Genomic DNA, 26,892 nt, shown 5'->3' on the forward strand with positions numbered 1-26,892 from the left:
CTTGATAGCTCGTGCATTGAGCCAACCCTTGAGAGCATCAAGTACACTAAATAGTAGAGTCCTCTTGGCGCACATTGTGCAGTGTCAGGGGTACAGGTCGGTTCTTCCGAACCACATAACCAGCGGTAAAGGTATGGCATTGGCTTGTACTCTGCACAAACTCAACTACACATAACTTCGTCATAATTAGCTTAAAAATAGTGAAACTTCCCATTCAGAAAATCCTCTTCGGTAGCCCCGGAACCGGGAAAAGCTACAAAATTGATCACGAAATTATCCCGGATGATTTGGAAATAAATAAATCGCTAAATCCAGAGAATATTATAAAAACAGTTTTTCATCCAGAATATACCTACGGTGATTTTATGGGTAAGCTGGTGCCTATAACTAAATCCGGCGGAAAACCTGAATACAATTTTTATGAGGGACATTTTCTAAAAGCTTTAGGACAAGCTTACAAAAACATTCAGATAACCAAGCCAAAAACATTTGAGCAAATTAACTGGAATGATGTCAATAATGTTGCTTTAGTTATTGATGAAATTAATCGAGGCAACTCTGCTGCAATTTTTGGTGTTTGTTTTCAATTACTTGATAGAGAAGAGACAGGATGGTCAAGTTATAGTGTAAATCTTACAGAAATTGAATTTTATAAATTTATCGAGTTGATAGGAGTAAAAATATCTCTGGTCGATAACAACCTAAAATTTCAGTTTCCCGGCGACAGTCATTTTGTTTTTTTCGATGCTTTAAAAGACAAGTTTACCCCATTAGGAATAAATACAGAAACTAAGACAATAATGCTCCCCCCCAATCTGTCAATCCTTGCTACTATGAACACGTCCGACAACTCCATTTACTTTATGGACAGTGCCTTCAAGCGGCGTTGGGATTGGGAATTTATTAACTGGGATGGCAGTAAGCCTCCTACTGCCATATACGGAAAAGGGGGAACTTTAGAGGAGAAGGACTGGAGAAAATTAATCAAAAACCTTAACGGCTTCATAAAAAGTCATCACGCCTCCGTCCGTGGGATTGAGGACAAGCAGGTTGGTTATTATTTCATCAAACAGCCGGTAACTGCTGAACAGATACAAAATAAACTAATGTTCTTCTTGTGGGACAGCGTTTTTAATCGGGATAAAAAACCACTTGAAGAGCTTCTTAATGTAAAAAGAGATGAACTTGTTACATTCGGAGATTTCACTAAATTACATAATAATTTTATCGAAAATATTATGAATCTAAAAGGTTGATTATCCCTCAATGCTGTCAATCAGAAATACTAGCTTTTATTCTTTTATGAGCCGTGTTTGACTTTAATAGCCTTAAGCTGATCAAAGGTTCCAATGATTTTTTTGTTGGTATCCGTAAATCTGTATCTGGGGAGGGTTTTGAGTTCTGTCTGCCAAACGGTTTTGATAATTTCCCGGAGGGGGATTTCGACGAGGTGCGAGATTTCTTTTTCAAGATGTACCGCACGTTTCGCAAGTTTGAGCGCGACAATAAAGATACCAATCGATTCAAGATAAACACATCTGAATATCAGCGAGATCAAGATCAGACAACTCTTTCCTCTGGCGGAGTTAGTATGCAGGCTGAGGAAGGAGAAGTTTGTGTACTCTACAGCAAGATTAAGATGATCGAGCAGGTGCTTGAAGCCTACGATGATCTTGCTATCAACTCGATCCAAAAGAAAGTTAGACGCAGTGAGGACATTGACTATTCCCAGATTCACAAATACTTAGATCGTGCTATCTACCTAGATAACGATGCATTTTACGTTGATGTGATGGATTTGCCGCGTCCGACGTTACGCTATGAAAGCACTGACATAGTAAATCTTTATTGTTACATTCTTGATGAGATTGTACAGCAGTTGCAGGCTGATGTATCGGAGAACATTAAAGCACACAGTCAGGATATTCACTTTCTTGCCCAGCGCTTCAAGGACAACTACCTGACTAGCAACCAGTCTATTTTTGACAAAGACACCTTTGTAGAAACCATCAACATTCTTAAAGAAACGTTCGATAACATAGACAAAAACACTTATTACAAGGACGCTGACTATTGGGGACTTTACGAGGCTATTGAGACATTCTTATACGGCGAAATCAATCCTAGTCAAAACGATGGTAACTATTGGGGAATGAGGGGATTTTCCCTGCTGTGGGAGGATATGTGCCACACCTACTTCTTTAAAAAACACAGCGATGAAATCTGTTATGCGGATACGGATATACCCTTGAAAGAGTACCTAAATCGAGAAAGGCAAGGCGAAGATCAGCACCGGGTTGGCAACTGCAAAACCACAAGTGGAACTGGGTACTGGAATCAATGGATTTACCGGACGCTCTCGGACATCCCCAAATATCCAAAACAACGTAACTCAGTAAGCTTTGGGTGGGATGAACTACTTTGTATTGAGTTTGATCTAAAACCTGCAACTTTGATTTACTCAAATCGTAAGTATGATGATTCTAAGGAACAAGATAGAAGTCAGGCTCTACGCCGTTTCCCACGCCCAGACTTAGTTTTAAACAAATCTCAAGAGGGTTTTTTATTAAAAATAATAGATTATAAGGATGTACCACTTAATTTTTATACTAATCCAAGCTCTTCTCCAAAATCTGCAAAAAAATATAAGTATGATCTGATTAAACAACTTACCTATGAATTGGCAATTCAGCAAACACATATCGTTTGCGATAATCAGTTTTTCATTCCCTACTATTACAAATTAGTTTCCAATCTTGATTACTTAGGAGAAATTGAACCAAATCTAAATCTTAAAGGCATTAAGGTATTTAAAGCAAACTTTATGCTCATTCAAAAAACGTATCTAGAGGCAAATCTATGAGTTATGAACTAGACATTATTCAACTTCAATCCGAAAGTTTGGACTTTTATAGTGATTACGTTCCTGTAATATCTTTTAAGAACCAATACCAAAAAGACGCTGTAGAAGGATATATAATTGAGAAGGTAAAAGATTTTTTTGAAAAATTAAAAATTGATTTAGATATTACTAAAAATCAAATTTCTTATCAAAAACTTATTACTGAAGAAGATTTTAAAAAAGTTCCTATTAGCTATTTTCATGAAAACCTTTTCTATGACTTAGGTGAGCGAGAAGCTGACGGGAGATTAAAAGCCAAAATAAAATGGGGTATTACTTTCGACGAAAAATGCGTTCCCAGCCAGCTAGGGTATGTTAATCCAAGCTTTAGGGGTTATGGGAAGCCACCGGATATAAAAAAAGAACGACGTTACGGGACTATAGACATCAACGGAACCCCGGTGTTTTACTACATTTATTTCACACTTCAGGAAATATTGGATGTTATAAAAAAACTATAAAGACCTTTAAATTTCTTTTAAACCCTTACAGGAGTTTTATACTATATCAAACTCAGGTCGTACAACTCTTCAATCATGGCATCCGAGAGGTCTTCAGCGGGAATATCAAACAAAATACGCCCATGTTGCAGACCAATAATTCGCTGATAATGACTCCGAGCAAATTCAATCGTGTGGACACTGGTGACTAAAGTTTTCCCGGTTTCTATACTCAACTGGCGCAATAAATCCATAATCTCGCGGCTGCGTTCGGGGTCGAGGCTGGAAATGGGTTCGTCGGCAAGGATGGCGGTGGGATTTTGCACGAGGACGCGAGCGATCGCTACCCGTTGCTGTTGACCGCCAGAAAGGCTATCGGTGCGTTCGTAAAGTTTTTCCGGAATCCCCACTTGTGCCAAAGCTTTATGAGCCGTTTCGACTTCCAAAGGATAAATCAGCGAAACTACTGCTTTGAAAAACGACCAGCGCCCTAGATGTCCAGCATTGACATTGTGAATCACCTGCAAATTATCAACTAAGTGAAATTGTTGGTAAATCGTACCAATCTGGCGCTGGACTTGACGCAGCGACTTTGGACGCAGATGAGCAAGGTTTCGACCCAGTACCCAGACTTCTCCTTGACTGGGTAGAAGGGTACCGTTGAGTAAGTTAATCAGCGTACTTTTTCCCGCGCCGCTAGAACCAACCAGTGCCACGCGATCGCCTGCCCAAAGCTGCAAGTTAATATCAATGAGAGATTCAAAGCGTCCAAATTGCTTAGAAACGTTTTTCAGTTCAAAGATTGGCGCAGATGAGTTCATTTCTCTGCTTAGTTTGCTATCCATTTAGTCATGAGATAGCGATCGTGGTCTTTAAAACCAACCTTCCGATATAAGTTTTGTGCTAGTGTATTTTTCCGCTCGACTTCTAAATGAAGTGCTTGAATTCCTAGAGAAGGGCAAAGACTTTCTATAAACTGAATTACGCTCATGCCTACCCCTTGCCCCCGATAACTCTCTCGGATGTAGAGTTCATCAATAAATGCATCCCGCCCTCGAAATTCCAAACTGTAGCCAAAGGTAAGGACGACGTAGCCAATCGCTTCGTCGCCATGCTGGATCAGCCACACTCGTCCTAGAGAATCATCATGCAAAATCTTTGCTAACGCCGTGCGAACAATGGATTTATCAAAATTTAGGTGTTCAAATTTGTAGAACTCCCGGATAAACTCCATCAGAGTTTCGATATCTGATTTTTCTGCAATTTTAAAGTTAGCTTCTGTCATTTACATCACTTTATTTTGCCAATTTCCCGGCCAATCTTATCAATTTGAGCATAGTTGGAATTTTGGGTAGGAATAAATTTAGTTGCTTGTAAAAGGTCGAGAATTTCTTTTTGCTCTGGTACTTTGGGGTCTAGTTTTAAAAAGGCGTTTTGCACTTTTTTAACAAAATCTTCACCGTAGCGCTGTTTGACATCGGGATGAATGACCCAGTGATAGTCGTAGTAGGCGGGCGTCTCCCAGAGGACTTCGACTTTGTTCAAATCTACTTCTTTGGCATCGACTCGCTTTTTCCAGACGCTTTCATTCACAGCACCGACATCGTAGGTGCCTGCTTCCACCAATTTAATCGTCTTATCGTGATCGCCAGAAAAACCGGCTTGACCTTTCAAATCTTCAAGCTTGAGTCCAGCTTGTTGCAAGAAATATTGAGGCATTAAACGCCCGGATGTTGAAGATTCGCTGCCAAAAGTGAAGCTATGTTTTTTTAGTTGTTGCAAACCAGAAATATCTTTAAATGGCTTCAGTCCAGCCTTTTTGTTAGCGATGAAGAGACTGTGAAATTGGGCGTCTATGTCGCGTTGAGCGATCGCTTCTGCACCGGGCACCTGCAACCGTGCCTGCACCCCCGTCAATCCCCCAAACCAAACCAAATCCAAATCTCCTACTTTGAACACAGTAACCGCCGCCGTATAGTCAGTAACCGGCTTATACTCAACTGGCACACCCAGTTCCTTTTCCAGATAGGCAGCTAGCTTCTCATACTGACGCTGTAACTTTTGCGGATCTTGATCGGGAATTGCACCGATTGTCAGAGGTTTTGCCTCAGTTCCACCGTTCGTCGCTGAAGTCCCGGAGGGGTTGGGCGAACACGCTGCTAGCGGTAGCAACAACAAGAAACCGGACAACAATATTTTTTTCATCCCTGACTTAGCTCTCCTCATTTTGACTGGCGATACAAACCTACGCCAGAAGCAACCCCTACTGAAAATGGGGTGTAGCGCAGGTGCCAGAAGTCAGTGTAAGCGAACGGCTACCCTTATGCCAAAATTAACCCTAGTGTCGAGGCGGCTTTAGCAATGGTTTGGCATCCTGGGCAGAAGTTGCAGGGCGGGCGATACATTATTGAGAGGCATTTGGGTAAAGGTGGCTTTGGGATTGCCTATCTTGCTTGGAATAAATGCAATCAAAAGAAGGGCAAGCGATCGCATTCTCTATTCGCGCCTGTCTTCAAACCAATCTTGCCCGCCCGGTAACTGAGTTAAATACTCATCAATGATGTCAGGTAAAATACTTGCTGAATGAGCATATGTCAAAGCAAGTAATTGTTGAGCTGTCAGAATTATCTGAGTTCTATCCACCTTTTCTTCATCCAATCCAGCCCACCTAAAATCGTCAAAGTTTCTTTGTCGCGTCCCTCAATGATGCTATTTCGTAAATCCATGAGTTCCTCAGTCATAACAATTGTCTTCATCTAGGCGTTTCCACGCTGAATATATCACTCAAAAATAAGAGCGATCGCTCTTATCTCACCTTTGTTCCCTTCCGTTATGGAACCTTCTGGAATAGGTCAAATACTTAACAAAACTGGCACCAAGGGTATGGCAAAATTAGCCTAAGTGTCAGGGAAAGTGTGAGGAATGGTTTGGGCCGCTGGGCAGATGTTACATGGTGGACGATACATCGTTGAAAGGGTGCTGGGAGAAGGAGGCTATGGCATTACTTTTCTAGCTAGGGACAAAAAAGGGAATTTTGTCGTCATCAAGACGCTGAATGAACGGGTACTGACTAAACGCGAATTTACAGCGTACCGAGACAAATTTAATCGAGATTTCCAGAAAGAAGCGCTGCGACTCGCTGTGTGCCGACACCCTAATATTGTGCAGATTGACAATGCCTTCTCTGAAGGACAGTTACCTTGCATGGCGATGGAGTATGTTGAAGGAGAAAACTTAGAGCAGCGCGTACTTAATCTGGGTGTTTTGTCGGAAACCGAAGCATTACACTACATCCGCCAGATTGGTGACGCACTAACTTTCATCCACGATAGGGGCTTTTTGCATCGGGATGTGAAGCCATCTAATATCATGGTGCGTGCCGAAAAATTTCAGGCGGTACTGATTGATTTTGGCATTGCTAGGGAATTTATCCCCGATATAACGCAGACTCATACGCAAACCTTTACTCCAGGCTTTGCTCCAATTGAACAGTATGCTCAGCAAGCAAGACGGGGCGAGTATACGGATGTTTATGCACTCGCGGCGACGCTCTACTATTTGCTGACTGGAGAAGTCCCGCTACCTGCGCCTGCGAGAGCTGCGGGGATTCGGTTAAATTCACCGCAACGCCTCAATTCCAGTATTAGTAATTTAGCCAATCAGGCGATTCTTAAAGGGATGGAATTTCAAGCGGAGGAACGCCCTCAGTCGGTGCAGGAGTGGCTAGAATTGCTTAATCTTAATAAGATTTCCACTTACAGTTTTAAGCAGCCAGTATCTAGCAATATTCCGGTTTCAAAAACTTATAATGCCAGTTCAATCGCTACAAATCGGAATTTTTTAACAAATCGGCAAAGTTCAGCGTCAAAGATAGATTACCGGCAACTACAGACTTTTTTAGCGTTAGGAAAGTGGCAAGAAGCGGATGAAGAAACCACGACGGTTATGCTGAAAATTTCTGGTCGAGAAACAGAAGGTTGGCTGAGAGTAGAAGATATCAAAAATTTTCCAATGTCAGACCTTCGGATCATTAACCAACTTTGGATAAAACACAGCAAAGGACGCTTTGGTTTTAGCGTCCAAAAATATATCTGGGAAAGGATCGGAGGGACGAGAAGCGCAAATTATGAGATTTTGTGTATTTTAGGCGATCGCGTAGGATGGCGGATTGATGGCGCTTGGGTTCCTTATGAAGAATTTATCTTTGATTGCGATCGCGCTCCCGCAGGTCATCTTCCTAGCGGATATGTTTTTTGTGAAGTTGGTTGGTGGGTCGGGTTATTGAACCTCTTCTATCGCCTTGAGTAGATGATTATAAAAAATTAATATTTTTATGAAGTCTTATTGATTATTTTATGAAGTTAAGAGCTGTGTGAATATAATAAATGCTGCCTACGCTAAGTCGCTCTATTAACCAGCAAAAATGCCGGATATTATTTTAATAAAATAAACTTAAACTCAAGATTTTTTCTACATTCAAACAAAATTTTAGCAGAGCAAAATTTTATGTATCCCATTACTACGAAAACTCAACTTGAAAATTTACGTCCAGGCGATCGCATAAAATATTATGGCGTTCAGTGGCAGATTAAAGAATACAGCACTTATGACGATTCCTATGGATATGAAACAACGGAGTGGTTGCTAAAATCTCAGGCAGGAAAAGAATACTACTTGCTACGAGAAATTGATCCGCAAAATCCTGAATCCTTAGTCAATTGGTATCTTGCCGAAGAAATTTCAGACCCTAAGATATTTGAACCAGAATCACTGAATAATTTGGCTATTCGTTTTTGGCACGATATGCAAGGAGGAAAAATGCCTTACCCAGAATTACAAGCCTTGGGTAAACGCTATTACTTTGAATCATCAACCAAGGGTAATTATGAAGGAGATGAAGAGGAGACATCTCGAATTACGTGGGATTATTGGGACAAGGATCATCAATGGAATTTAGCAATTGAAGCTTGGCCTGATGGCAAACGACATATTTACTCTACCAAAATAGTAAAACCAGAAGATTTTTCTCACATTGAACGAGGAGCGAAGAAGAGTTTTTTGGAAAGCGTGATTTTCCAAGCATTAGTAGCCAGTTTCATGATGGCTTGCGGAATATTGTTGATGGTATTCGGCTAGTAAAAAAATGCCTACATCTTTATTTATTGAACAACATAACAACGGATTGGCTTTTTATATCAATGGTGATTTGCAATTTGATACCGCTGATGAAGCCATTTATCACGAGTATTTAGTGATTCCATCGGTAGCACTAGCAGTCAAACGATTTCCTCACACAGAGTTGCAAATCTTGATTTGTGGCGGTGGGGATGGATTAGCTGCGCGGGATGTGTTGCGCTTTCCGGAAGTTAGTCACGTTGATTTAGTGGATTACAACCCAGAAGTTTTAGAACTAGGGAAAAGGGTATTTAAGGATTTTAACGAGGGAAGCTTAGAAAGCGATCGCTTAACAATTTACACGCAAGAAGCTTTTGAGTTTTTATCGACACTCAAGGAAAAATCTTATCACGTTATTATTTGCGATTTCACTTATCCTAGTTGTACAGAAGATACGGCGATATACAGCCAAGAATGGTTTAAAACGATTAGCCGGGTTCTTTATCCAGGTGGAATTATTAGCACGAATGGTGTTTCTCCAGAAAATCGGACAACAGGTTTTTGGTGTTTATATCAAACCTTGTTAGCTGCCGGATTGATGGCAAAGCCTTTACAACTAGCAATTCCATCCTTTCAGCGGCATGATTACGGCAATTGGGGGTTCTTCTTAGCGTCTCCAGTTGCAATTCAGCGTTCTGAAATAGAAGGAATTACCCTACCTGAAAATTTACAGGCGATCGCGCTTAAAAATCTGCTAAAAGTGTTTGAGTTTGAGAATGCGATCGCGCATAGCCGCCACAGCATCAATATTCACACCCTGGATTGCCCGCAGCTATTTTACTACTTACTAAATCCTCATATTCAATCGCCTCAAATTATCGAAGCAATTGATGAAAAAACCATTAATTTTTTAGACATTGAAGAAGCTGGAACTGGACTGGTAGGGTTGCGGGATCTCCTTCAGCTAGAATCAACCGCCCAAAGGTGGTTAGAAGAAGTTCAGGGTAATGAGATAGATACTAGCAAACTATTGCCGGTACAACATCCTTATCACAACCCAAAGATGACAGCAGAATGGTTAGCCCACCTTCAAAAATTACTATCAGAAATCGATTTATCACGTTTATTGGGAAGTATTTTAGAACGTGCTCAAGAACTGCCGCCTCAGATTGCCGCTGAACTAAAACAATTGTCTGATAAAATCCGCACTGGACAGCAAATTTTAACGCTATCACCACGAGCAGCAGAATTTATTATGATGCTCTCAGTAACTTTATTAATGGCCAATTTAGCATCTCCAGATGCTGTGTTTGCCAAGGGATACTATTCAGGAAGTAGCCATTCTCCTGGCTCTAGCGGCTATTCGGGAGGAAATACTTATTATAGCGAAGGAGACTGGAGTTGGTTTAATAGAACTATAGGATTTGTTTTGACGGCGGCTGGTGGTATTTGGTTGATAAACTTATTAACAAATCGCTCGAATAATGACTGACATTTTAGATGTAAATAATGGGCACAAAATTCAATTAGAAGAATTATCTTTAACCCTTAGACTACTAAATTCAGAAGAACGCCATCATTGGGACTTGCTTGTGCAAACTGCTCCCGCAGGATGCTTTATGCAGTCTTGGGCTTGGGCAGATTTCAAAGAATTGGAAGGATACAAAACCTTCCGTTATGGTCTATTTTACAAGCAAGAATTATTGGGAGGATGCATTTTTTATTTTTATCCCCATCCTAATAAAGCCAATTTATTAGTTGCTCCCGGTGCCCCTCTGCTACCTGAAAAATTGGAAAAAGAAGGAATGCAGATATTAGTGAAAGAAGCGGTATCTTTAGCTAAAAAAATAGGAGCGGTTGCCCTACGAATTGAACCCTTATGGCAGCAAAAACTAGATTGCCTTTCCGGGTTTATGCGTGCCCCCGTTGATTTATTGCCCTCGGAAACTCTGTTAATTGATTTACAATTAACAGAAACTGAAATGTTAGCAACTATGAAGCCAAAAGGACGATATAATTTGCGTTTGAGTTGGCGTCATGGTGTAGAAACTGAATTTAGAAAAGACTCACAGGCAATTCCTGTGTTTTACGATATTTTTTGGGAAACGGTAAAACGCCAGCAGTTTTTTGGTGAACCCTACAAATTTTTCATTAATCTTTGCCAAACCTTGTTTAAGGCAAATATGGCAGAGCTAGGTTTCGCAATCTGGCAAGGAAAAATATTAGCAGCTATCTTAGTTGTTTATTGGGGCGATCGCGCAACTTATCTCTACGGCGGACGTAGTTTTGAACACCCGGAAGTCATGGCAACTTACAGTTTACACTGGGCTGCAATGCAACGGGCAAAATCACGCGGTTGCACTTTCTATGATTTCTATGGTTTTACTCACGATCCTAATCATAGCTATGCAAAATTTTCCTATTTTAAAAGTCAGTTTGGTGGCGTACCAGTAAAAACTATCGGTGCTCATGATTACTTTTTTTATGATCAACTAGCAGATACAATGATTGGCTTATTAAAACACTTAAAAACATAAAATTAATTGAATAATAAACAAATATTGAGAAGGAGTTAAGTAGTGGAACAAGTTAGTCAACTAGGATTTATTCTTCTAGAGCTAGTCGTAGGCTTTGGGTTGTTCTGGCTGGGACAACTCGCTTACCAAAAACTATTTCGTCGCATAGAATTAAACTTGGAACTATTTGTTAAGGATAATCCAGCCGTAGCGATCGCTCTTGTCGGATACTACCTCGGCATCGTCATTGCACTAGGTGGTGTTTTAGGACAACCTTCAGACAATTGGCAGGACAAATTACTCAATTTGGTAAGCTATGGCGCAACAGTCATTTTATTCATGTTGGCTGGCGCTTGGGTAGGCGATCGCTTAATTTTGCGTTGCTTTGATTGTAAGCGCGAAATTCTTGAAGAACGGAACACAGGCGCTGCTGCTGTAGAATTTGGCAATCACATCGCTAATGGACTCATTCTCAGCGCCGCACTCGGCGGGGAAAGTGGCACTTGGCTGGTAGGGTTTGTCTGCTGGATCGTTGGCTTAGGCGTACTCGTTTTGGTGAGCGTTCTCTATCCTCGTGTCACTAAATACAATGTATTTGGAGAGATTGAAAGGCGCAATAATCCTGCTGCTGGTGTGGCGTTAGCGGGCTTACTTATTGCCACAGGTAATATCGTGCGCGTAGCATTTGCCGCCGAGTTTCAAAATTGGGTAATTAGTTTTACTCAATATGGTTTAACACTCCTATTTTGCTTAGCCTCACTGATTGTAATTCGCTGGGTAGCAGATTTAATTTTAGTGCCAGGAGTAAAAATATCAGACGAAATTGCACGTCAATAAATCCCGAACTTGGGTGCTGGACTAATTGAAGCTTTTGCTTATATTGCGGCTTCATTTTTAATCGCTTGGGCTGTTTAAATTAACCAGTAACGCAGAAATATTTCCACTGCTCATTATTGGAATTGTCGCCAATCTCCAAAGTAAGTAATTCAGCAAGAGTTTTTGCTTTTTCGTAATTATCCTGCTGATAATCACACACATGGATATCAACGGTAACTTTCCCTTCTTCAGGCCAAAAATGCAAGGCGATGTGAGATTCTTCCAGTAAGAGAACTGCTGATATTCCCTGTGGTTGAAAAGTAAAAGAAAGCTGACCAACGGGAGTTAAATGGGCATCTTGAGCCGCACTTTTTAATGAATCTAAGAAATCGGCTTCTGTCCAATCAAAAATAGATGGAGAAGCGATGAGAATCGCTGAAAAATGATGGGATCTAAGCACCGCTTGTCCTTTTACCCAGCACCTTGAACAAAGTCAAATAAAGCGTGAGCCATCTGCAATTTACTACAGGGTTCAATCTCTACTTTGCGCCCTTGATTGTCAAGAAATACGGCTTGGTTGTTGTCGCTGCCAAAACCAGCATCGGCTTGATCGATGGGATTGGCAACAATGGCATCCAAATTTTTCTTCTGCAACTTCTCCAAGGCTGGCGTAACAATATCCCCAGTCTGGGCGGCAAATCCAATTAATGTTTGATGCGGCTGTTTGAGACTCGCCAATTCTGCCACGATATCGGGTACAGATTCTAGAGGTAAGGAAGCGGGAAGCGATCGCTTCGGCAATTTCTGGGTACTATACTCGGCGGGTTTCACATCTGCCACCGCCGCCGACATCACAATCAAATCGGCATCGGGAAAACACTCTAACATCGCCTGCTGCATCTGCTGGGCGCTCATCACACTAATCAATTGCACTTTTTGTAGAGAGGCGATTAATGGCGTCTCCATTGGCCCATGCACCAGCGTCACAGATGCGCCGCGATGCAGTGCAGCTTGTGCCAATGCGAATCCCATTTTGCCAGTCGAAGGATTGCCGATGAAGCGCACCGGATCGAGATGCTCTCGCGTTCCTCCAGCACTAATTAAAACTCGTTTTCCGGCTAAATCTCGCTTCCCTCCAGTGTGCAATAGAGATGTAATTTGCGGCAAAATTTCAGCAGGTTCTGCCATACGTCCAGCACCGACGCGATCGCAAGCTAACAGTCCAGCACCGGGACCAACACCGTGATAGCGTTTATCTGCGAATACCTGTTGCCAATTGCGTTGCACTGCCACCTGTTCCCACATATCCGTATTCATTGCCGGTGCTAACAGCACTGGACAAGTTGAAGCGAGGACGGTATTCGTGAGCAGATTGTCAGCGAAACCATAAGCCAACTTGCCTAAGGTATTCGCAGTTAGAGGAGCGATCGCAAAAACCTCTGCCCATTCTCCTAACTCAATATGCAAAGGGCGTCCGCGTGTCGGTTGCCAGAAATTTTCATCCGTATAAGCAGGATGACGGGACAGCGTTGCTACGGTTAGGGGAGTGATAAATGCTTGAGCCGAATCCGTGAGAATCGCCCGAACTTCCACCCCAGTTTTCGCAAGCGCCGAAATTACCTCACAAACTTTATAGGCGGCGATACCGCCGCCTATCCCTATGAGAACTCGTCTGCCACTTTGCATTTAAGCTTCATCGAAGGGTTGAAAATCCAGTAGGTAGAGGTAGGGTTCAACTAAATCTGGACGTTGAAAAGCGATCGCTCTGAGCAAATGCCAATCATCCAATCCTTCAAAAGGATTGGTGTAATTATCTTGCTCTAGCCGTACAGCCAGATGTTCCACTTCAGTTGCCGTTACAGCAGAAATATCCCGGTTGGAAATGCTAACAGTTGTCATTGACCGCGCCTCCCTCAATCTGCATCTGTGCCATGTATTATACAGATGCAACAAACCATTTTATCTTAACGCCATTACTGGCGATCGCTTAATATAAAAAACGTCAAGTTAGCGGGTCTACTAGCTTTAAACCGGAGATTTCACCGAGTGGGAATGGGGAATGGAAGGGAAGACTCGACACCCACTACCCATTTCACTCTGACGACTGCTATTAGCGGCTAGCGCCGATCAGATATTTGCCTTGACAAACTTCCGCATCACTTCTAAAGCTGCCGGTTGAACCTCATGCCCCATATCAAATTCCTGGTATTGTACCGATATTCCTAGTGCTGTTAAAGCGTCCCGTGCCTTCTGGGCAGCACTCAGCGGCACCACAGAATCTTGTCTCCCATGCAAAATTAATACAGGTGGATAAGTCGCATCAGGTTTTGGAGAGAGAGGATGCAAATAGCCGCTCAACACGACTAAACCCGCTAAAGGTAAATTCAATCCTACATCCAGCGTCATTGCTCCGCCTTGAGAAAATCCACACAAAATTGTGCGTGAAAGAGGGACTCCGGTAGAACTTTCTAAAGATTTGAGCCACTCAGTTAGCATTTGCTGACTTTTGACTAAATCCGCAGACTGCGAACCTCCTGGCTTTCCAAATTCGTACCACATTCGCCCCCCCGCTACATAGGGATTTGTAAAAGGGGCATCGGGCACCAAAAACTGATACTCCGGTAAATTCAAAAATGGGGCTAAGGATGCCAACTGTTGGGCATTCCCTCCAAAGCCATGCAATACGACAATCAACCCAGCGGGCTGTTGATTCGTTGCCGATGGAACCGAAATTACTGAGAGAGACAGAAGCTTACTCCTAACAAATGCGACTCACCAATCAGAGATGCTGGCAAAGCTCTCATCTTTTAGGATAATGTGGCGATCGCAATCCAGGCTAATCGATCCCTGCTGCTGTAGCTTGCTGAGCAATCGCGTGATTGTCACGCGGGTGGTACCGATGGCACTGGCGATATGTTGATGGGTGAGGCGTGCCCCCAGACGAGTTCCACCCGCCACAGGTTGACCGATTTCTTTTTTTAACAGCAACAACAGTCGCTGCAAGCGATCTTCGACCCGTCGCTGTCCGACAATGGCTAAAAGTGCCTCTGCTTGCCGCATCCGTCGTCCCATTTGCGGCAAAATCATCTGAGATAGACGTGGGGAAGCTTCAATTTCTGTGACTGAAAACCATCTTAAGTAGACATCACAGAGCGCCGTTGCCTGATAGGCTTGCAGCAAGGTCATCCAAAGACCAAAGAATGTTGCAGTTCCTGCCCAACCCAGCAACACTTCTTCACCATTCGGGCAAAGGGTACTCAGCTGCACCAAACCTCGATCGATCTGCCAAATGCCCTGTGGCACGAGGGGAATTAGGTCTCCCTTGGCATAAAAATGCAAACGACGCCCTTCATTGGGATCGTATTGCTCGATTGCTAGAACTGCTTTGGAAGTTGGAGGCATGGCTGTAATTATTTCCAGCTATGAAAATTTGGCGATGGATAGCCACTGCCACTGTAACCCCCAAAGGTAAAGGATAAGTAATCTTTTGATTACTAAAGGCTTAAAAAACAGTGTGCGAATCCTTTTAGATGGTGCCATCGCACCTTTGAAGGGTAAAGGCGATCGCATCTAAATTGTTCCAGATTCACCCTGAAAATAAAGAGACTGGCGATTGATAGCCAGTCTCTGTTTAATATTCCAAGGGAAAAAATCGGTAATCCAAACGCTAAGAATCCATCAGTAATTGGTCAAAAACTCATCACCAATCACTGATTACCCTTAGATTTTGGTGCCGCAATCCGGACAGAAGTTGTTGCTGGCGATGTTTTTCGCACCGCAACCGCTGCAATAGACTAGCTCTGTGGCTTTTTCCAACTTGCGGCGTTCTGGCAAGCCAATCATTTGAGCGTTACTCTTGCCAGGAGCCACCATTGGGTAACAGTTTTCGTCCCGTTTAACTTGGGCTTCCAGCAAAACGGGGCCGTTGTGAGCCAACATTTCGGCGATCGCATCTTTCAGTTCCGAGCGATCGCGGATCGACATTCCCTTAATCCCAAATGCCTTAGCGAGCATCACAAAATCCGGCATCCCCACTTCCATATTTGAGGACGAGTAACGCTCTCCGTAGAACGCCTCCTGCCACTGACGCACCATTCCCTGCCAGCCATTATTGATAATAACGGTCTTGACATTTATGCCGTATTGTGCCAGCGTCCCCAGTTCCTGTAAATTCATCTGGAAACTGGCATCGCCGCTAATACAAATCACCTGTTCGTTTGGCAGCGCTACCTTAGCACCCATCGCCGCTGGCATCCCATACCCCATCGTGCCCAAACCAGCACTGGAAATCCACCGACGCGGCCCATTTTTGAGAAATTGCGCCGCCCACATTTGGTGCTGACCCACGTCTGTCGTGTAGTAGGCTTGGGGAGCTTGATTCGCTAGTTCTGAAATCACCTCTTGCGGTGCCAGACTATCGGGATATTGGGGAACCACGAGGGGATAGTCTTCCCGCCAGCGATTAATGCGTTCCAGCCATGCTTTCGTTTGATTTGGCTCAAAAGCCGCGTTGGTTTCCTGACATCGGCGCAGCAAGTCAATCAACACGTTCCGCACATCGCCGACAATGGGAACTTCCGGAGCGCGATTTTTTCCGACTTCTGCGGGGTCAATGTCAATATGAATGACCTTGGCGTGAGAAGCAAATTCATCCAACTTACCCGCCACGCGGTCATCAAATCTAGCTCCCACCGCAATCAGCAAATCGCACTCGCTGACTGAAAAGTTAGCGTAGGCGGTGCCGTGCATCCCCAACATTCCCAGGGAGAGGGGATGGTTCTCGTCAAAGGCACCAATTCCCATCAACGTGGTTGTTACGGGGATTTGGAAGAGTTCCGCCAGTTCCTGAATTTCTGCATGGGCACCAGATGTAATTGCGCCTCCGCCCACATAGAGCAACGGCTGGCGTGCTTGACGAAGTAGGGTACACGCTGCATTGATCTGACGAGGATTGCCCTTCACTGTAGGACGATATCCCGGCAATCTCACCGTATCCGGCTCTACCGGCACATAGTCAAATTCCGCTAATGCCACGTCTTTGGGCACATCAATCAACACGGGTCCCGGACGTCCCGTACTGGCGATGTGGAACGCTTCTGCCACAATCCGCGCCATGTCTTCGGGATCGCGCACAACATAGGAGTGTTTCACGATCGGCAGCGTAATTCCGAAAATATCGGTTTCCTGAAACGCATCGCTGCCAATCGCGTTAAGAGCCACCTGCCCCGTGACTACCACCATTGGAATCGAGTCCATGTGGGCTGTCGCAATGCCTGTCACTAGGTTCGTTGCCCCAGGGCCAGACGTGGCAAAACAGACCCCCACCTTGCCGGTGGCACGAGCATAACCATCCGCCGCGTGAGCCGCGCCTTGCTCGTGTCTTGCCAAAATGTGATGAATCCCGCCATCCGTTTGTGCCCGATACAGTTCATCGTATATCGGCAGAATTGCACCACCCGGATAGCCAAAAATATGTTCAACACCGTGACGCTTCAGACTGTCAATCAGGGCAAAGGCACCTGTTCTGCGGCTGCTCATTTGACGTATTGATTCTTTTTCCGAGACGCTTTGCGATCGCACCATGAAACCTCTCACTATAGCTACGTTCTTTTTTAAGATTTCTATCTAATTCAGCATTAGAAATAGGGGTTTAATTCTTAAGTCTAATCCTGATATCAATTCCTGTCGAGGGATTAACCCCCCAAAAACTCGCGAGTGTTTATTTTCTATGACTTTAAGGTTTATTGTTTCGGTTCACGCCACCAAGAAGGAGGTGCGCCAAGGATACTGGCTAAGGGCGGCTGACTTAATGAACGCGCCTTCAATCGGGTTGTAACGCTGAGCGCGTCCCCTTACCCAGCAAAAGGCAAAGGCGTTTCTAGGAAGGACTGGCTACAAGATGTTACTCCTCAGTCCTCTCAAGCTAGATGACATCTTCCAAAACATTACGGGTACTGAGCCACGCCCAGACCCCAACGATATTCACAATAATGCTCATTCCCAAAAGAACGCCTCGCAAACCAAATTGATCCGTAAGTGGGCCAGCGATCGCTAGCGGCGCACTCAGCGCAATATTGACAGCATTATTCTGAAACCCAAAGACTTTGCCGCGCATATTTTCTGGCGTTGAGGCTTGAATCAGAGTTTGCATGGGTACGCCAATGAGCGAGGCACCCAGCCCCAACAGCGCACTTAATCCTAAGCCCATCCAGAGATTTGTCGTCAACGTAAACACACCCAACACAAAGCCCATACTCAAAAAACCCAATAGAGGCAAAGGCTTGTGGTGGAAGCGATCGCCCCAATGCCCCAACACCCCCGCACCAAAGACCATACCCACCCCAGCAGCGGATAATAAAAAGCTAAATTGACCCGGCTCATTGAGACCAATTTCCTTTGCCAGCTCAATTGCCAGTACAGTTAAAGCCGCAAACACCGAATATAGAATCGTCAGTTGTACCATCGCAGTCCGAACCAGGCGTTTTTTCCATAAATAACGGAAGCCTTCCTTAAGATCCTGCAAAGGATGAACTGCGATCGACTCAATCGGAATCGGAGCTTCTACGACTTTCACTAACTGGCTGAGACCAGCAGCCAACAGGTACAGAAGCGCCACCAAGAATTCTTGACCATAGGTTCCCCCCCAAGTTCCGGCTAGACTCAACAGCGGCTCGCCCACAGAGAAACCGACAATCAGAGACCCCATCATGGTGGTTGTAAACAGCGCGTTTGCTGTCATTAAATTTTCGCGCTTGACCAATAGGGGAATCGCCGCCTGCTCTGCTGGGGCAAAAAATTGCGTAACTGTCGAGAGCAAAAACGTAATTACTAAGAGAACTAAAAACTGCTTTGGCAATATCGGAAGCAATAGTATCAATAAAGCGCGAATCCAATCAGAAGCCACCATAATTTGCTTCTTTGGAAAGCGATCTACAAAAATACCGGCAGCTGAGCCAAAGAAGATTGCAGGTAGTGTGAAAGCTACCATGATGGCGGAACGCATAGAATTTGCCCCCATCAGCGACGTCTGATAGTTTTCCAGCAACGCAATCAACAAAATGAAGAAGACCTTGTCTGCTACCTGAGACACGATCTGCCCTACCCAAAGAATGAGAAAAGGCCGATTCTTCATCAGAGCGCGAAAGCCGCTACCAGAAGCCGGAGGTTCAGCTGGAAACATAAGAAGAGTTCAGGAGCCTCTTGAGTACATCTTTAAGTGTGCGCTGGCGAGAGTCACTTGTGCCAGTCGAGTAGCCACTTTTTGTCAAAGTTCTTAAAAGCCACATCTGCCATAATCGCTATCCCACTCTATATGCTAAGAAGCATCCAGTCTCGTAAAGATTCCAAAACCCATGACTTTTCCCGCATCCGTAGCGGTTAGAACCCCTGTATAGCTGTTGTTTTTACCTTGTGTATAAACCGCAATGCTTCGCAGAAAATTGTCACTCTTTAAATTACGAAATCATTCCCTTGACAAATTTCATATTGTTTTCCTTGATGGCGAATGCCTGAAGCCCGATCCTGTGCTAAGTTAATCACTGAGAATTTAATTCGGCTAAGTGAGTTGGTTGTCTACGTTGACAGGCGTCTCTCCGAATCTAAGTCTCTACACCATCTGCAGAAAGCGAGATACTTCCATGTCAATCTATGTAGGCAACCTATCCTACGACGTCACCCAAGAAGACCTCAGCCAAGTTTTTGCCGAATACGGAACTGTTAAGCGGGTTCAGCTACCCACTGACCGCGAGACAGGCCGCCCACGGGGTTTCGGTTTTGTAGAAATGGAAACTGAAGCTGAAGAAACGGCTGCCATTGAAGCTCTAGATGGAGCGGAGTGGATGGGTCGAGATTTGAAAGTTAACAAAGCCAAACCTCGTGAAGATAGAGGACCCTCTGGCGGCGGCGGTGGTAATCGCAGACCCAGTAGCGGTGGCTTCTCTCGGCGCTACTAAGTTTTAAGACAAAAACATTAACAAGTCTAGTCTCCAGCAGATTGACACTTCCACTGCTCCACGCTGTTTTTACTTTCTATATATAGAATGGGCGTTCTAGCAGTGGATTTTTATTTAAAAATGCTGACATTTCTAAAATCCTGAATTGTTAACCTTCCTTTACATTTTTGTTGGCATCAGGTATTAAGTAGTGCTGATTCAATAAAATTTTGACGGGTTTTAGAAACTTTTTAGTCGCAAATTCCCTACTCCTTTAATTAAGATTGACAGAGCCGTAAGGGGGAAAAGCTAATTAAATACATTGCTCCCAACCCCAAGACCTAGTCAGTAAGCAGGATTAATTATTTGTGGGATGGGCTAAGCGATCGCGTCACCCCTGTAAGTGTTGGGCTTGCTAGGTCAATCCCACCTCCAAAAATCTTCAATTGAATTACATTCGCTTACTTACCCAGCCGTTAATTCAGTCAGTCAGGACGGGGGGGTAATTCAGAGGGCGAGAGCGAACCTGGTTCGCTGGGGGTTGGTACGGTAGCAGGATTGGCAGGAGTACCAGCGGCAGGAGTAGCAGTGGCAGTACCGGCAGCAGGAGTACCGGCAGCAGGGGCACCCGTGCCAGAAGCCTCTGGGGTACCAGGGGCAGAGGTTGCGGCGGGGGCACCCGCTGCTCCGGGAGGGGGCGCTGGGGGCAGCGGCGGTGGGACGATTGGAGCCGGGGCTAAGGTAGGTGGAGCGGGGACTAAGGTAGGTGGAGCGGGGACTAAGGTAGGTGGAGCCGGGGCTAAGGCAGCAGGTGGCGGTGGGGGTGGCAGTTCAAAAGTTTCAATGGTAACCGCTCTGCTAATTTGTTCGCCAGCTCCATTGGTGACTTGCAGCGTAATCGTTTCACTACCCGGTTTCTGACTGAGAGTGTAGGGGATACTGCCCTGAACGGGAACCGTACCGGGTGCCGGAAGCAGCTCAACTTTAATATTGCTGCCGCCTTCTACTTTCCAAGATATTTTAATAATTTCACCAGGTTTTACCTGATTGACTGGAACAATATATTTGGGTAAAGCTTCTTGATTGTTGATTTTAAAATTAACAATTCTCGAAGGTTGGGCTGTAATTTTAATCGCATCCGTCTTCTTGGAATCTGATGGTTCCTGTTGTCCTGTATTGGGAACGACCATCATTTCAAAGATGTAGTCTCCTGGTTTGCGGGCATCTGTAGGCACATTTTTACAGATTAGCGCTGCTTCGGCAGTACAGTATTTTGCCAAACCCTTTGCAACACCTTTGCTGAAGTCAAACCGCTTCAATACACTATTTACCGTACCGTCAGGTGAGCGCCCGATCAACTGCAACTCTTTGATCTGCTCTGGATTCACGACTCTCCAATTGAGGTGAATTTTATTGGCATTGGTGGGCTTACCAGGGACTTCTGCATAAATCGGTCTTGTAGAGGAAAACTCGATAATTTTTGGGGGAGGCTCCGGTTCAATTTTGATCGGACTGGTCTTCAGCGTATCCGATGCGACATCTTTTCCTTTTTTGGAGAAGACTTTCAGTTCAAAAACATAGTCACCGGCTTTGCGGGCATCTGTCCGCACATTTTTGCAGATTAAAACCTGACGAATCGCGCAAAATGACTTGAGTTGCTCTGGAACACCCTGGCGGAAATCGTAAGAAATGGGTTCAACGGTAGCTGTACCGTCAGGCGATTGCCCGGTGAGCAAGAGCGACTGAATCTGATTTGGGTGGCGAATTTGCCAACTCAGACGAATTAAGTCATCTTCAGATGCTTGATAGAGAGCATCTGAAGAGCTGAATTGAAGAATTTTTGGCGACGGCTTTGGCTTAAAAAATATCAACCAAATCAGGAAAGCGATCGCTACCAGAATTCCTAAAGAAAGCAGTAGTACCAACAGGAACTGCCACCAAGGACGGGGTTCCCAATACAACGTCCCTTGTGGGGCATCATTAATTAAGGGCAACTGCTGCGTATCTTCAACTTCAACGCCGAAGCCGATCAACCTCCCTCCCCCATACAGAGGGCGACGCCACCACTTAAGCGGTTTTACCTGAACTTCGGCGATGGCTAAGGAAAAAGGCGCTATCCGTATCAAGGAAGGCGAGACCGTGTAAGAACACACATCCTCCTCATCCAAACTTTTGGCTCGCAGGATAACCTCGCGCGAGGTGTTGCCCCCATTGTTTAATCTGAGTTCGTACAATCCGGATAGGCGTCTCACCTTACCGACCAGGGTGCGGAATTCTATGGTCAGAAGGTAAGTCGGGAGAATTTCTAGGTAAATGACATCCAGCAATACCAAGTCTGGATTGTTAACAGAATATAAGCGAACGGTAGGATAGTAAGTTCCTGCCAGCGCGTCCATTGGCGGGTTTAACACCAGCAGAATTTGCCCAGTATCTCCGGGGTTGAGGTCTAATCCTGTCGTCGTTGTCACCAGTCCCGGCGACTCTAGCCCTTCCGGATAACGCACGCTAAACCATTTCTCGTCCAAATCCGGGCACATCAGCCGAAACCGATCGACTCTGGCAGAGCGGTTGTGTACGTTCACCACAACTTGCAACAGCGAACCGGGTTGGAGACGAGCCGGAACCGCAGAACTGGTGATTGGCTGAAGACTAAAGGTAGGATCGCTAACCCGAATGGCAGTCTCAATCGGCGGTAAAACCTGAAGTCGCGCTTGATGGCGGATCGGGGTATCTTCCGGGTAGTGCTGCGGCGCATCGACGACCAACAGGTAGGGGTAGGTGCCCGGTTTCGTCTCGACTGGCACCTGAAACTGAAAGATGACCTCGCTGGTAGAGTTGGAACCTAACGCCAGTCGCTGATGGGGAGAAGTACACCACTGACGGAGCGGTTGGGATACTTCATCGATAAAAATATCAATTAAGGCGCTTTGATTGCCCTTGTTGCTGACCGTGATGCAGAGATCGAAGGTCGCTCCGGCGACGAGGGCGTAGTCTCCGGAAGGATTGAGGATCACCGCGAGGGGATTACCGGGAGCCAGCGCTTGGTGGATGGTTTTAGGTAACTGCTGAGCGCCTCGTTTGGCAGCAAGACGCATCCGATAGCGTAATTCGCCTGCTACTTCCGTCTCCTGTACAAAGCCTTGAGCAACCAGATCGTCCAACAGCGAGATCGCTACGTCTTCCCCTGAGCCTGTACGATCTGCCACCTCAGCCAGACTAACTTCGGATTTTTTACGCATCATCCATTGCACGATCTGTCGCTGGGACTCAGGCAGCGTCAGGACATCGACCATTGTGAGACCACCGGCTTTTTCATCCTGTCTCTCTAAGGAACCAGCATCGAACGGTTGTCTCGTTGTCATTGTTTCCCTCCCCAGAAATAAGGACTGAGGAGACGCGATAAATCGGCGTCTCTACACGGCTGAAAACTCAGTGAGGCTTCTCGCTCAGTTCTCCGTTTTTTCACCTCAGTTTTGTTGGTCGCACTGTAGTTGGGGTAGCCGATCCGCACGTTTTAACCTCACTTCAGTATCGTCACTACCACTCAGCACAAAGATAGAGTTTCCGACCGTCTTAATATCTACACTATTAATATGCCAAGACTGACCAAACGAGCCATCGATTTTTCTGCCTTTTAACTGAGAATCCCGCTTACCTTCAGCAGTCAGAGGCCAAAGCATCACTCGTCCGTCATCCCCTCCACTCACCAAGTAGCAACCATTTGCGCTCAAGGCTACCGAGCGAACTGACTTGCCGCCATGACCATCCGACCATTCATCCAAAACTTCACAAGGTCCCTGCTCGGCAAGACATTTTTGCATATTCCATAAGGTAATGTACCCCTGGTTATCAGCAGTGACTAAAAGATTCGGCTTGTATTCAGCACTATCCAAGCTGACGATGTAATCTTCCTGACCTCCTTGGCGAGGATAGGATACGCGCCCCCACTTGTCTTTTGCCAAATTCCAGACGACAAATTGGTTGAAGCGTCCTGCGATCGCTAGGTTTTTATCCGCTTTTCCCACCAATGCCAGAGCATTCACGACAAAATCAAATTTCTTCCCTCGCAGCGGTTGATTGGTAGCGTTAGGATTGTCGAGGTCGCGTTCCACATCCCACACTGCAACTAAACCACTCCCGTGACCGCTCAATAGATAACGCGAGTCTTTGGTGAATTCTAGAGCTAAAACCCGATCGTCCTTTTGGAACGAGAAAGAATTTATCGGTTGCTTTCTTTCTCCCGATACATTCCATAGCTGGATCTCTCCATTCTCCAAGCCTGCGGCAACCACATCATTGTCTACTGGTTTATAGCGGATGACCCGCACAGCTTTACCCGCCTTTCCCACAACTCCCATTTGTTGATTAAGCAAGGGATTCAGAAAGCCTGAAGTGCGCCATCTAATTGCGGTTTGGTCATTCGAGCCAGTAATGAGTTGCTCTCCGAGTCCATTAAATTGCACCGACGTGACAGAAGCTTTGTGTCCCCAAAATGGGTTGTAAGGGTTTAGCCACGACAGCGCCCAGAGCAAGAAAAGCAGCAAGATTAATCCAGTTAACTGCATCCAGATAGGGAGAACTGGCCGGACAAGCAGTTTCAAGATTTGGGTGTCATTTCGGACATCTAAGCGCTCATCCGACACAATCGCCTTAACTTCCAAAAGAAATCTTTGAACTGAACCCAACCACCGGCGTTTCCTCGTACAGACTAGCTGTAATTGAGTCGTCTCACCTGGCTTCAGGTCTGCCACTTCAGGGATGATCTGCAAATGGAATCTCCGCCGATCTTCCGCATTGACTTCGCAACTTACTTGCTGAGTTAAATTGCTGGCATTCTCAAAATTGAGTTTGTAAGTTGCGGAGTTAGACTTCCATCTCGGCAGCAAATTCCGCGATGGAGGGATTTGCTGTAAGGCTGGGGTGCAACTGAAATCTATAAATCCCGCAGCAACAACCTTAATGGCTCCTGCATTCTTTGATGGAGGACCATTGTGCTGAGTACATTCAACGGAAAAAGGGTATACCTGGCTGGGAGCAAGGGTGGCAATGGGTATTTGGCATAAGAAACTTGTTTCTACCTTGCTACCGGGTGCAACTTGCAGCCGTCGTTCGGCACTCTCGGCTAGCCAAGTCGGCTCTATGCCCGCAAAATGTAGCACGACGTTGGTGGACAGTTGGCTGGGATTGTATACCCAGACTGGTATCTCGATCAAATCTGTCGGATGAACAACAAATTCTCGGACTGGCAGCTCAACCTGCATGGGGATAGAGCCAGTTCCCTGCTCAATGGATATCCTCAGAAGTTGTCTTTCTTCTTCCCGCAGTTCCATTGAGAAGATGCGGACGGTGATATTCATTTTGCCGACAAACCCAGGAACGGGCGTGTCAGTAATCGCTACATAAAACTTTGTACTATCTCCAGGGGGTGTTTTGGCGCTAATTCCTGGAGATAGTTTATACCAGGAATTAGATAAACTAGAGTCAGCACCAGCGGCTAGTAGTTCTACTTGAAAAGTTGCAAATTGATTACTTTCATTCGTAACTGTTACTTCAAAGGCAGCGGGTATCCCTCCCGGTTTGTATCGAAGTAGCTGGGTGGATAATTTAGCGTAGATTAAACTTTTATTTACCATCGAAAATATACCTTTTTAGCGATAGCAGTCTTATTTAATTGAGGAAAACTACCTTTTTTTATGAACCGCGAAGACACGAATAGCGCTAAGGAAGAAGGAAACAAGAGAGAATTTTATGAGTTCATTAGAATTACTTTAGTACCTAGATATCTAAATAACTGTTAGCCGTTGCTAGCAAAAAATAAGAACACCGGAAAGATGCCTAGTTTGTGTTTGGAGTAGAGAATCTTTTAAAATTGTAGTTTGTCAAAAATCGCTTGTTTGACAGACGGTTTAGCAACGGTTGACACAGGATTATCTGCTCTTAATAATTGGGTGAGTTGCCGTTTGCGCCATGCGAAATGCAGAAGGTTTATTCCCAATTCTTGGGCGGTACGAATCGTTTCTCGCGGTAGTAAAAGCTTGTCATCTAATCCCCATGCTGCTGAGAGATTGCCAACGACTAAGATAATTCCTCCTCCATAGCCGAGTTGAATGGGCTGTTGATTTAAACTAGGTAAGGCTGCAAACAAGAAAGGCTGTGTCCGCAAGGGATGATTTCGGCTCAAGCGTTTGATATCCTCTAAGGGAGTTCCGAGTTGTTGAGCGATCGCCATGATGCTCTCAATCAGTTCTATGGCATCGGTGGCAGCATCGACTAGCAGGATACCCCCTGTCTCTAAATAATTTTTCAGGGCTTCAAATTCTCGATCGTTCAGATAGAGTGCCTGACGACCCGTGAAGTAAAGTAGGTCATAGCCTAAAGCGGCAAGCGGCAAAGACTTTTCGGCACCCAAAAAGGGAACTTGTCCAATCTGATCCGCTCCCTGTAAGCTTGGGTAAAGCGCAGGAACCGAATTGAGTAAGTACGAAAGATTGGAAAAACTGCGCCCATCGGCAGGTTGTTGCTGCGTGACTTGGGCAACGCGGACAACTGCTTGAGGACGCGATCGCGCGATCGCTCGATAACGTAAATCTAAGCTATTAACTGTCGGAAAAAATACATCCTTGGGATTCTCTAATTCCTCGGACTCAGATTGCAGAAAAATTCGGCACAATTCCACTTCCATTTCACTCGGTGGAGTGGTCTTTTCATCTAACCGGAAGGTTTCCTTTTCAAATTCACGAGACTCTTTCCGGCGCAATTTCTCCGGATCTACATAACTAATCGCTAGATAAACCATCTGAGGATTTTCTGTCAGCGTCTCACCCGACACCCGAAATTCAATCGGTTCGGAAACAACAATCGGGTTTCCCGCTAAATCAATCGCAATTCCCGGCTGAATTTGTACCCAACGTCCATCCCGGAATTGCGGCGCGACTTCCGCTGGTGCTGCGATCAAGCGCACGCCTAAACCGCAGACAATTCCTGGCTGATTGAGCGACTGATAATGGATATTCTGTCTCTGTCGGTGGTACTCATGTGCCCGACGCCAACGGTCGGCATTCATCAACAGACCATCAGTAACTTGGAGACGTTCTAAAGGATTCGTTGGGGGTGGTGGAAACATAATGATTAATGGCTAATTAATGATTGCTAATTATTAATGACTCATGGTT

General features: G+C 45.1%; 23 protein-coding genes. 9 read left to right on the forward strand and 14 right to left on the reverse strand.

Features of this window, described 5'->3' with window-relative positions:
• Positions 1-200: 200 nt before the first annotated feature.
• Genes NC996_RS08240 through NC996_RS08250 form a run of 3 tightly spaced genes read left to right on the forward strand, consistent with a single transcriptional unit; the run spans position 201 to position 3,363 of the window.
• Positions 201-1,256, forward strand: coding sequence for a restriction endonuclease (locus tag NC996_RS08240; RefSeq protein WP_190687900.1), 1,056 nt, complete (start codon positions 201-203; stop codon positions 1,254-1,256).
• Positions 1,257-1,309: 53 nt separating this feature from the next.
• Positions 1,310-2,863 (forward strand): LlaJI family restriction endonuclease, encoded by a 1,554-nt coding sequence (locus NC996_RS08245; protein WP_190687902.1) that lies wholly within the window; start codon positions 1,310-1,312, stop codon positions 2,861-2,863.
• Positions 2,860-3,363, forward strand: coding sequence for a hypothetical protein (locus NC996_RS08250; RefSeq protein WP_190687904.1), 504 nt, complete (start codon positions 2,860-2,862; stop codon positions 3,361-3,363). The genes NC996_RS08245 and NC996_RS08250 overlap by 4 nt, the downstream gene beginning before the upstream one ends.
• A 41-nt stretch (positions 3,364-3,404) precedes the next feature.
• On the opposite strand, the gene NC996_RS08255 is transcribed toward NC996_RS08250, so the two are convergent.
• From NC996_RS08255 to NC996_RS08270, 4 genes are all read right to left on the reverse strand, one after another.
• Positions 3,405-4,163: a phosphonate ABC transporter ATP-binding protein gene (locus NC996_RS08255; RefSeq protein WP_190687906.1), complete on the reverse strand. Its 759-nt coding sequence runs from the start codon at positions 4,161-4,163 to the stop codon at positions 3,405-3,407.
• An 8-nt stretch (positions 4,164-4,171) separates the two neighbouring features.
• Entirely contained in the window at positions 4,172-4,627 is a 456-nt protein-coding gene (locus tag NC996_RS08260; RefSeq protein ID WP_190687908.1) for a GNAT family N-acetyltransferase, read from the reverse strand.
• 5 nt (positions 4,628-4,632) lie between these two features.
• Positions 4,633-5,547, reverse strand: coding sequence for a putative selenate ABC transporter substrate-binding protein (locus tag NC996_RS08265; RefSeq protein WP_190687909.1), 915 nt, complete (start codon positions 5,545-5,547; stop codon positions 4,633-4,635).
• Between the two features lie 419 nt (positions 5,548-5,966).
• On the reverse strand, positions 5,967-6,098 hold the full coding sequence (locus NC996_RS08270) for a hypothetical protein (protein ID WP_277878924.1): 132 nt from the start codon (positions 6,096-6,098) through the stop codon (positions 5,967-5,969).
• 166 nt (positions 6,099-6,264) lie between these two features.
• Here NC996_RS08270 and NC996_RS08275 point away from each other — a divergent pair, with 166 nt between their 5' ends.
• From NC996_RS08275 to NC996_RS08295, 5 genes are all read left to right on the forward strand, one after another.
• Positions 6,265-7,650: a serine/threonine-protein kinase gene (locus NC996_RS08275; protein ID WP_190687912.1), complete on the forward strand. Its 1,386-nt coding sequence runs from the start codon at positions 6,265-6,267 to the stop codon at positions 7,648-7,650.
• Between the two features lie 198 nt (positions 7,651-7,848).
• Positions 7,849-8,478: a DUF4178 domain-containing protein gene (locus NC996_RS08280; RefSeq protein WP_190412641.1), complete on the forward strand. Its 630-nt coding sequence runs from the start codon at positions 7,849-7,851 to the stop codon at positions 8,476-8,478.
• A gap of 7 nt (positions 8,479-8,485) precedes the next feature.
• Positions 8,486-9,949: a spermine synthase gene (locus NC996_RS08285; protein WP_190687916.1), complete on the forward strand. Its 1,464-nt coding sequence runs from the start codon at positions 8,486-8,488 to the stop codon at positions 9,947-9,949.
• A complete protein-coding gene (locus NC996_RS08290) occupies positions 9,942-10,994 on the forward strand; it encodes a peptidoglycan bridge formation glycyltransferase FemA/FemB family protein (protein ID WP_190687919.1) in 1,053 nt (350 codons plus the stop codon). The genes NC996_RS08285 and NC996_RS08290 overlap by 8 nt, the downstream gene beginning before the upstream one ends.
• Positions 10,995-11,036: 42 nt before the next feature.
• Positions 11,037-11,810 (forward strand): DUF350 domain-containing protein, encoded by a 774-nt coding sequence (locus NC996_RS08295; RefSeq protein ID WP_199303240.1) that lies wholly within the window; start codon positions 11,037-11,039, stop codon positions 11,808-11,810.
• 79 nt (positions 11,811-11,889) lie between these two features.
• On the opposite strand, the gene NC996_RS08300 is transcribed toward NC996_RS08295, so the two are convergent.
• The 7 genes from NC996_RS08300 to NC996_RS08330 all read right to left on the reverse strand — a co-directional run bounded on the left by NC996_RS08300 (position 11,890) and on the right by NC996_RS08330 (position 18,969).
• The gene (locus tag NC996_RS08300) at positions 11,890-12,249 is read right to left on the reverse strand and encodes an S-adenosylmethionine decarboxylase (protein ID WP_190687922.1); all 360 of its coding nucleotides are present in this window, start codon (positions 12,247-12,249) and stop codon (positions 11,890-11,892) included.
• Between the two features lie 11 nt (positions 12,250-12,260).
• Positions 12,261-13,475, reverse strand: a complete 1,215-nt coding sequence (gene coaBC / locus NC996_RS08305) for a bifunctional phosphopantothenoylcysteine decarboxylase/phosphopantothenate--cysteine ligase CoaBC (RefSeq protein ID WP_190687924.1) — start codon at positions 13,473-13,475, stop codon at positions 12,261-12,263.
• Positions 13,476-13,688, reverse strand: coding sequence for a DUF2555 domain-containing protein (locus NC996_RS08310; protein ID WP_190412635.1), 213 nt, complete (start codon positions 13,686-13,688; stop codon positions 13,476-13,478).
• Positions 13,689-13,916: 228 nt separating this feature from the next.
• Complete coding sequence (locus NC996_RS08315) at positions 13,917-14,537, reverse strand: alpha/beta hydrolase (RefSeq protein WP_190427142.1); 621 nt, start codon at positions 14,535-14,537, stop codon at positions 13,917-13,919.
• 24 nt (positions 14,538-14,561) lie between these two features.
• Complete coding sequence (locus NC996_RS08320; protein ID WP_190427127.1) at positions 14,562-15,191, reverse strand: Crp/Fnr family transcriptional regulator; 630 nt, start codon at positions 15,189-15,191, stop codon at positions 14,562-14,564.
• 318 nt (positions 15,192-15,509) lie between these two features.
• Complete coding sequence (gene ilvB / locus NC996_RS08325; RefSeq protein ID WP_190427129.1) at positions 15,510-17,372, reverse strand: biosynthetic-type acetolactate synthase large subunit; 1,863 nt, start codon at positions 17,370-17,372, stop codon at positions 15,510-15,512.
• Between the two features lie 340 nt (positions 17,373-17,712).
• Positions 17,713-18,969 carry an MFS transporter gene (locus NC996_RS08330; RefSeq protein ID WP_190687926.1) on the reverse strand — a complete coding sequence of 419 codons (1,257 nt, stop codon included), beginning with the start codon at positions 18,967-18,969 and terminating at the stop codon, positions 17,713-17,715.
• Positions 18,970-19,426: 457 nt separating this feature from the next.
• Here NC996_RS08330 and NC996_RS08335 point away from each other — a divergent pair, with 457 nt between their 5' ends.
• On the forward strand, positions 19,427-19,741 hold the full coding sequence (locus tag NC996_RS08335) for an RNA-binding protein (RefSeq protein ID WP_190412631.1): 315 nt from the start codon (positions 19,427-19,429) through the stop codon (positions 19,739-19,741).
• A 464-nt stretch (positions 19,742-20,205) separates the two neighbouring features.
• On the opposite strand, the gene NC996_RS08340 is transcribed toward NC996_RS08335, so the two are convergent.
• The 3 genes from NC996_RS08340 to NC996_RS08350 form a co-directional block, all read right to left on the reverse strand.
• Positions 20,206-23,082, reverse strand: coding sequence for a hypothetical protein (locus NC996_RS08340; protein WP_190687929.1), 2,877 nt, complete (start codon positions 23,080-23,082; stop codon positions 20,206-20,208).
• A 105-nt stretch (positions 23,083-23,187) separates the two neighbouring features.
• The gene (locus tag NC996_RS08345) at positions 23,188-25,353 is read right to left on the reverse strand and encodes a hypothetical protein (protein ID WP_190687932.1); all 2,166 of its coding nucleotides are present in this window, start codon (positions 25,351-25,353) and stop codon (positions 23,188-23,190) included.
• A gap of 230 nt (positions 25,354-25,583) precedes the next feature.
• The gene (locus NC996_RS08350) at positions 25,584-26,843 is read right to left on the reverse strand and encodes a DUF4159 domain-containing protein (RefSeq protein ID WP_190412628.1); all 1,260 of its coding nucleotides are present in this window, start codon (positions 26,841-26,843) and stop codon (positions 25,584-25,586) included.
• Positions 26,844-26,892: the final 49 nt, after the last annotated feature.

The sequence above is a fragment of the Trichocoleus sp. ST-U2 genome (genome assembly GCF_039961875.1).
In the GTDB taxonomy this organism is placed as follows: domain Bacteria; phylum Cyanobacteriota; class Cyanobacteriia; order Cyanobacteriales; family FACHB-T130; genus FACHB-T130.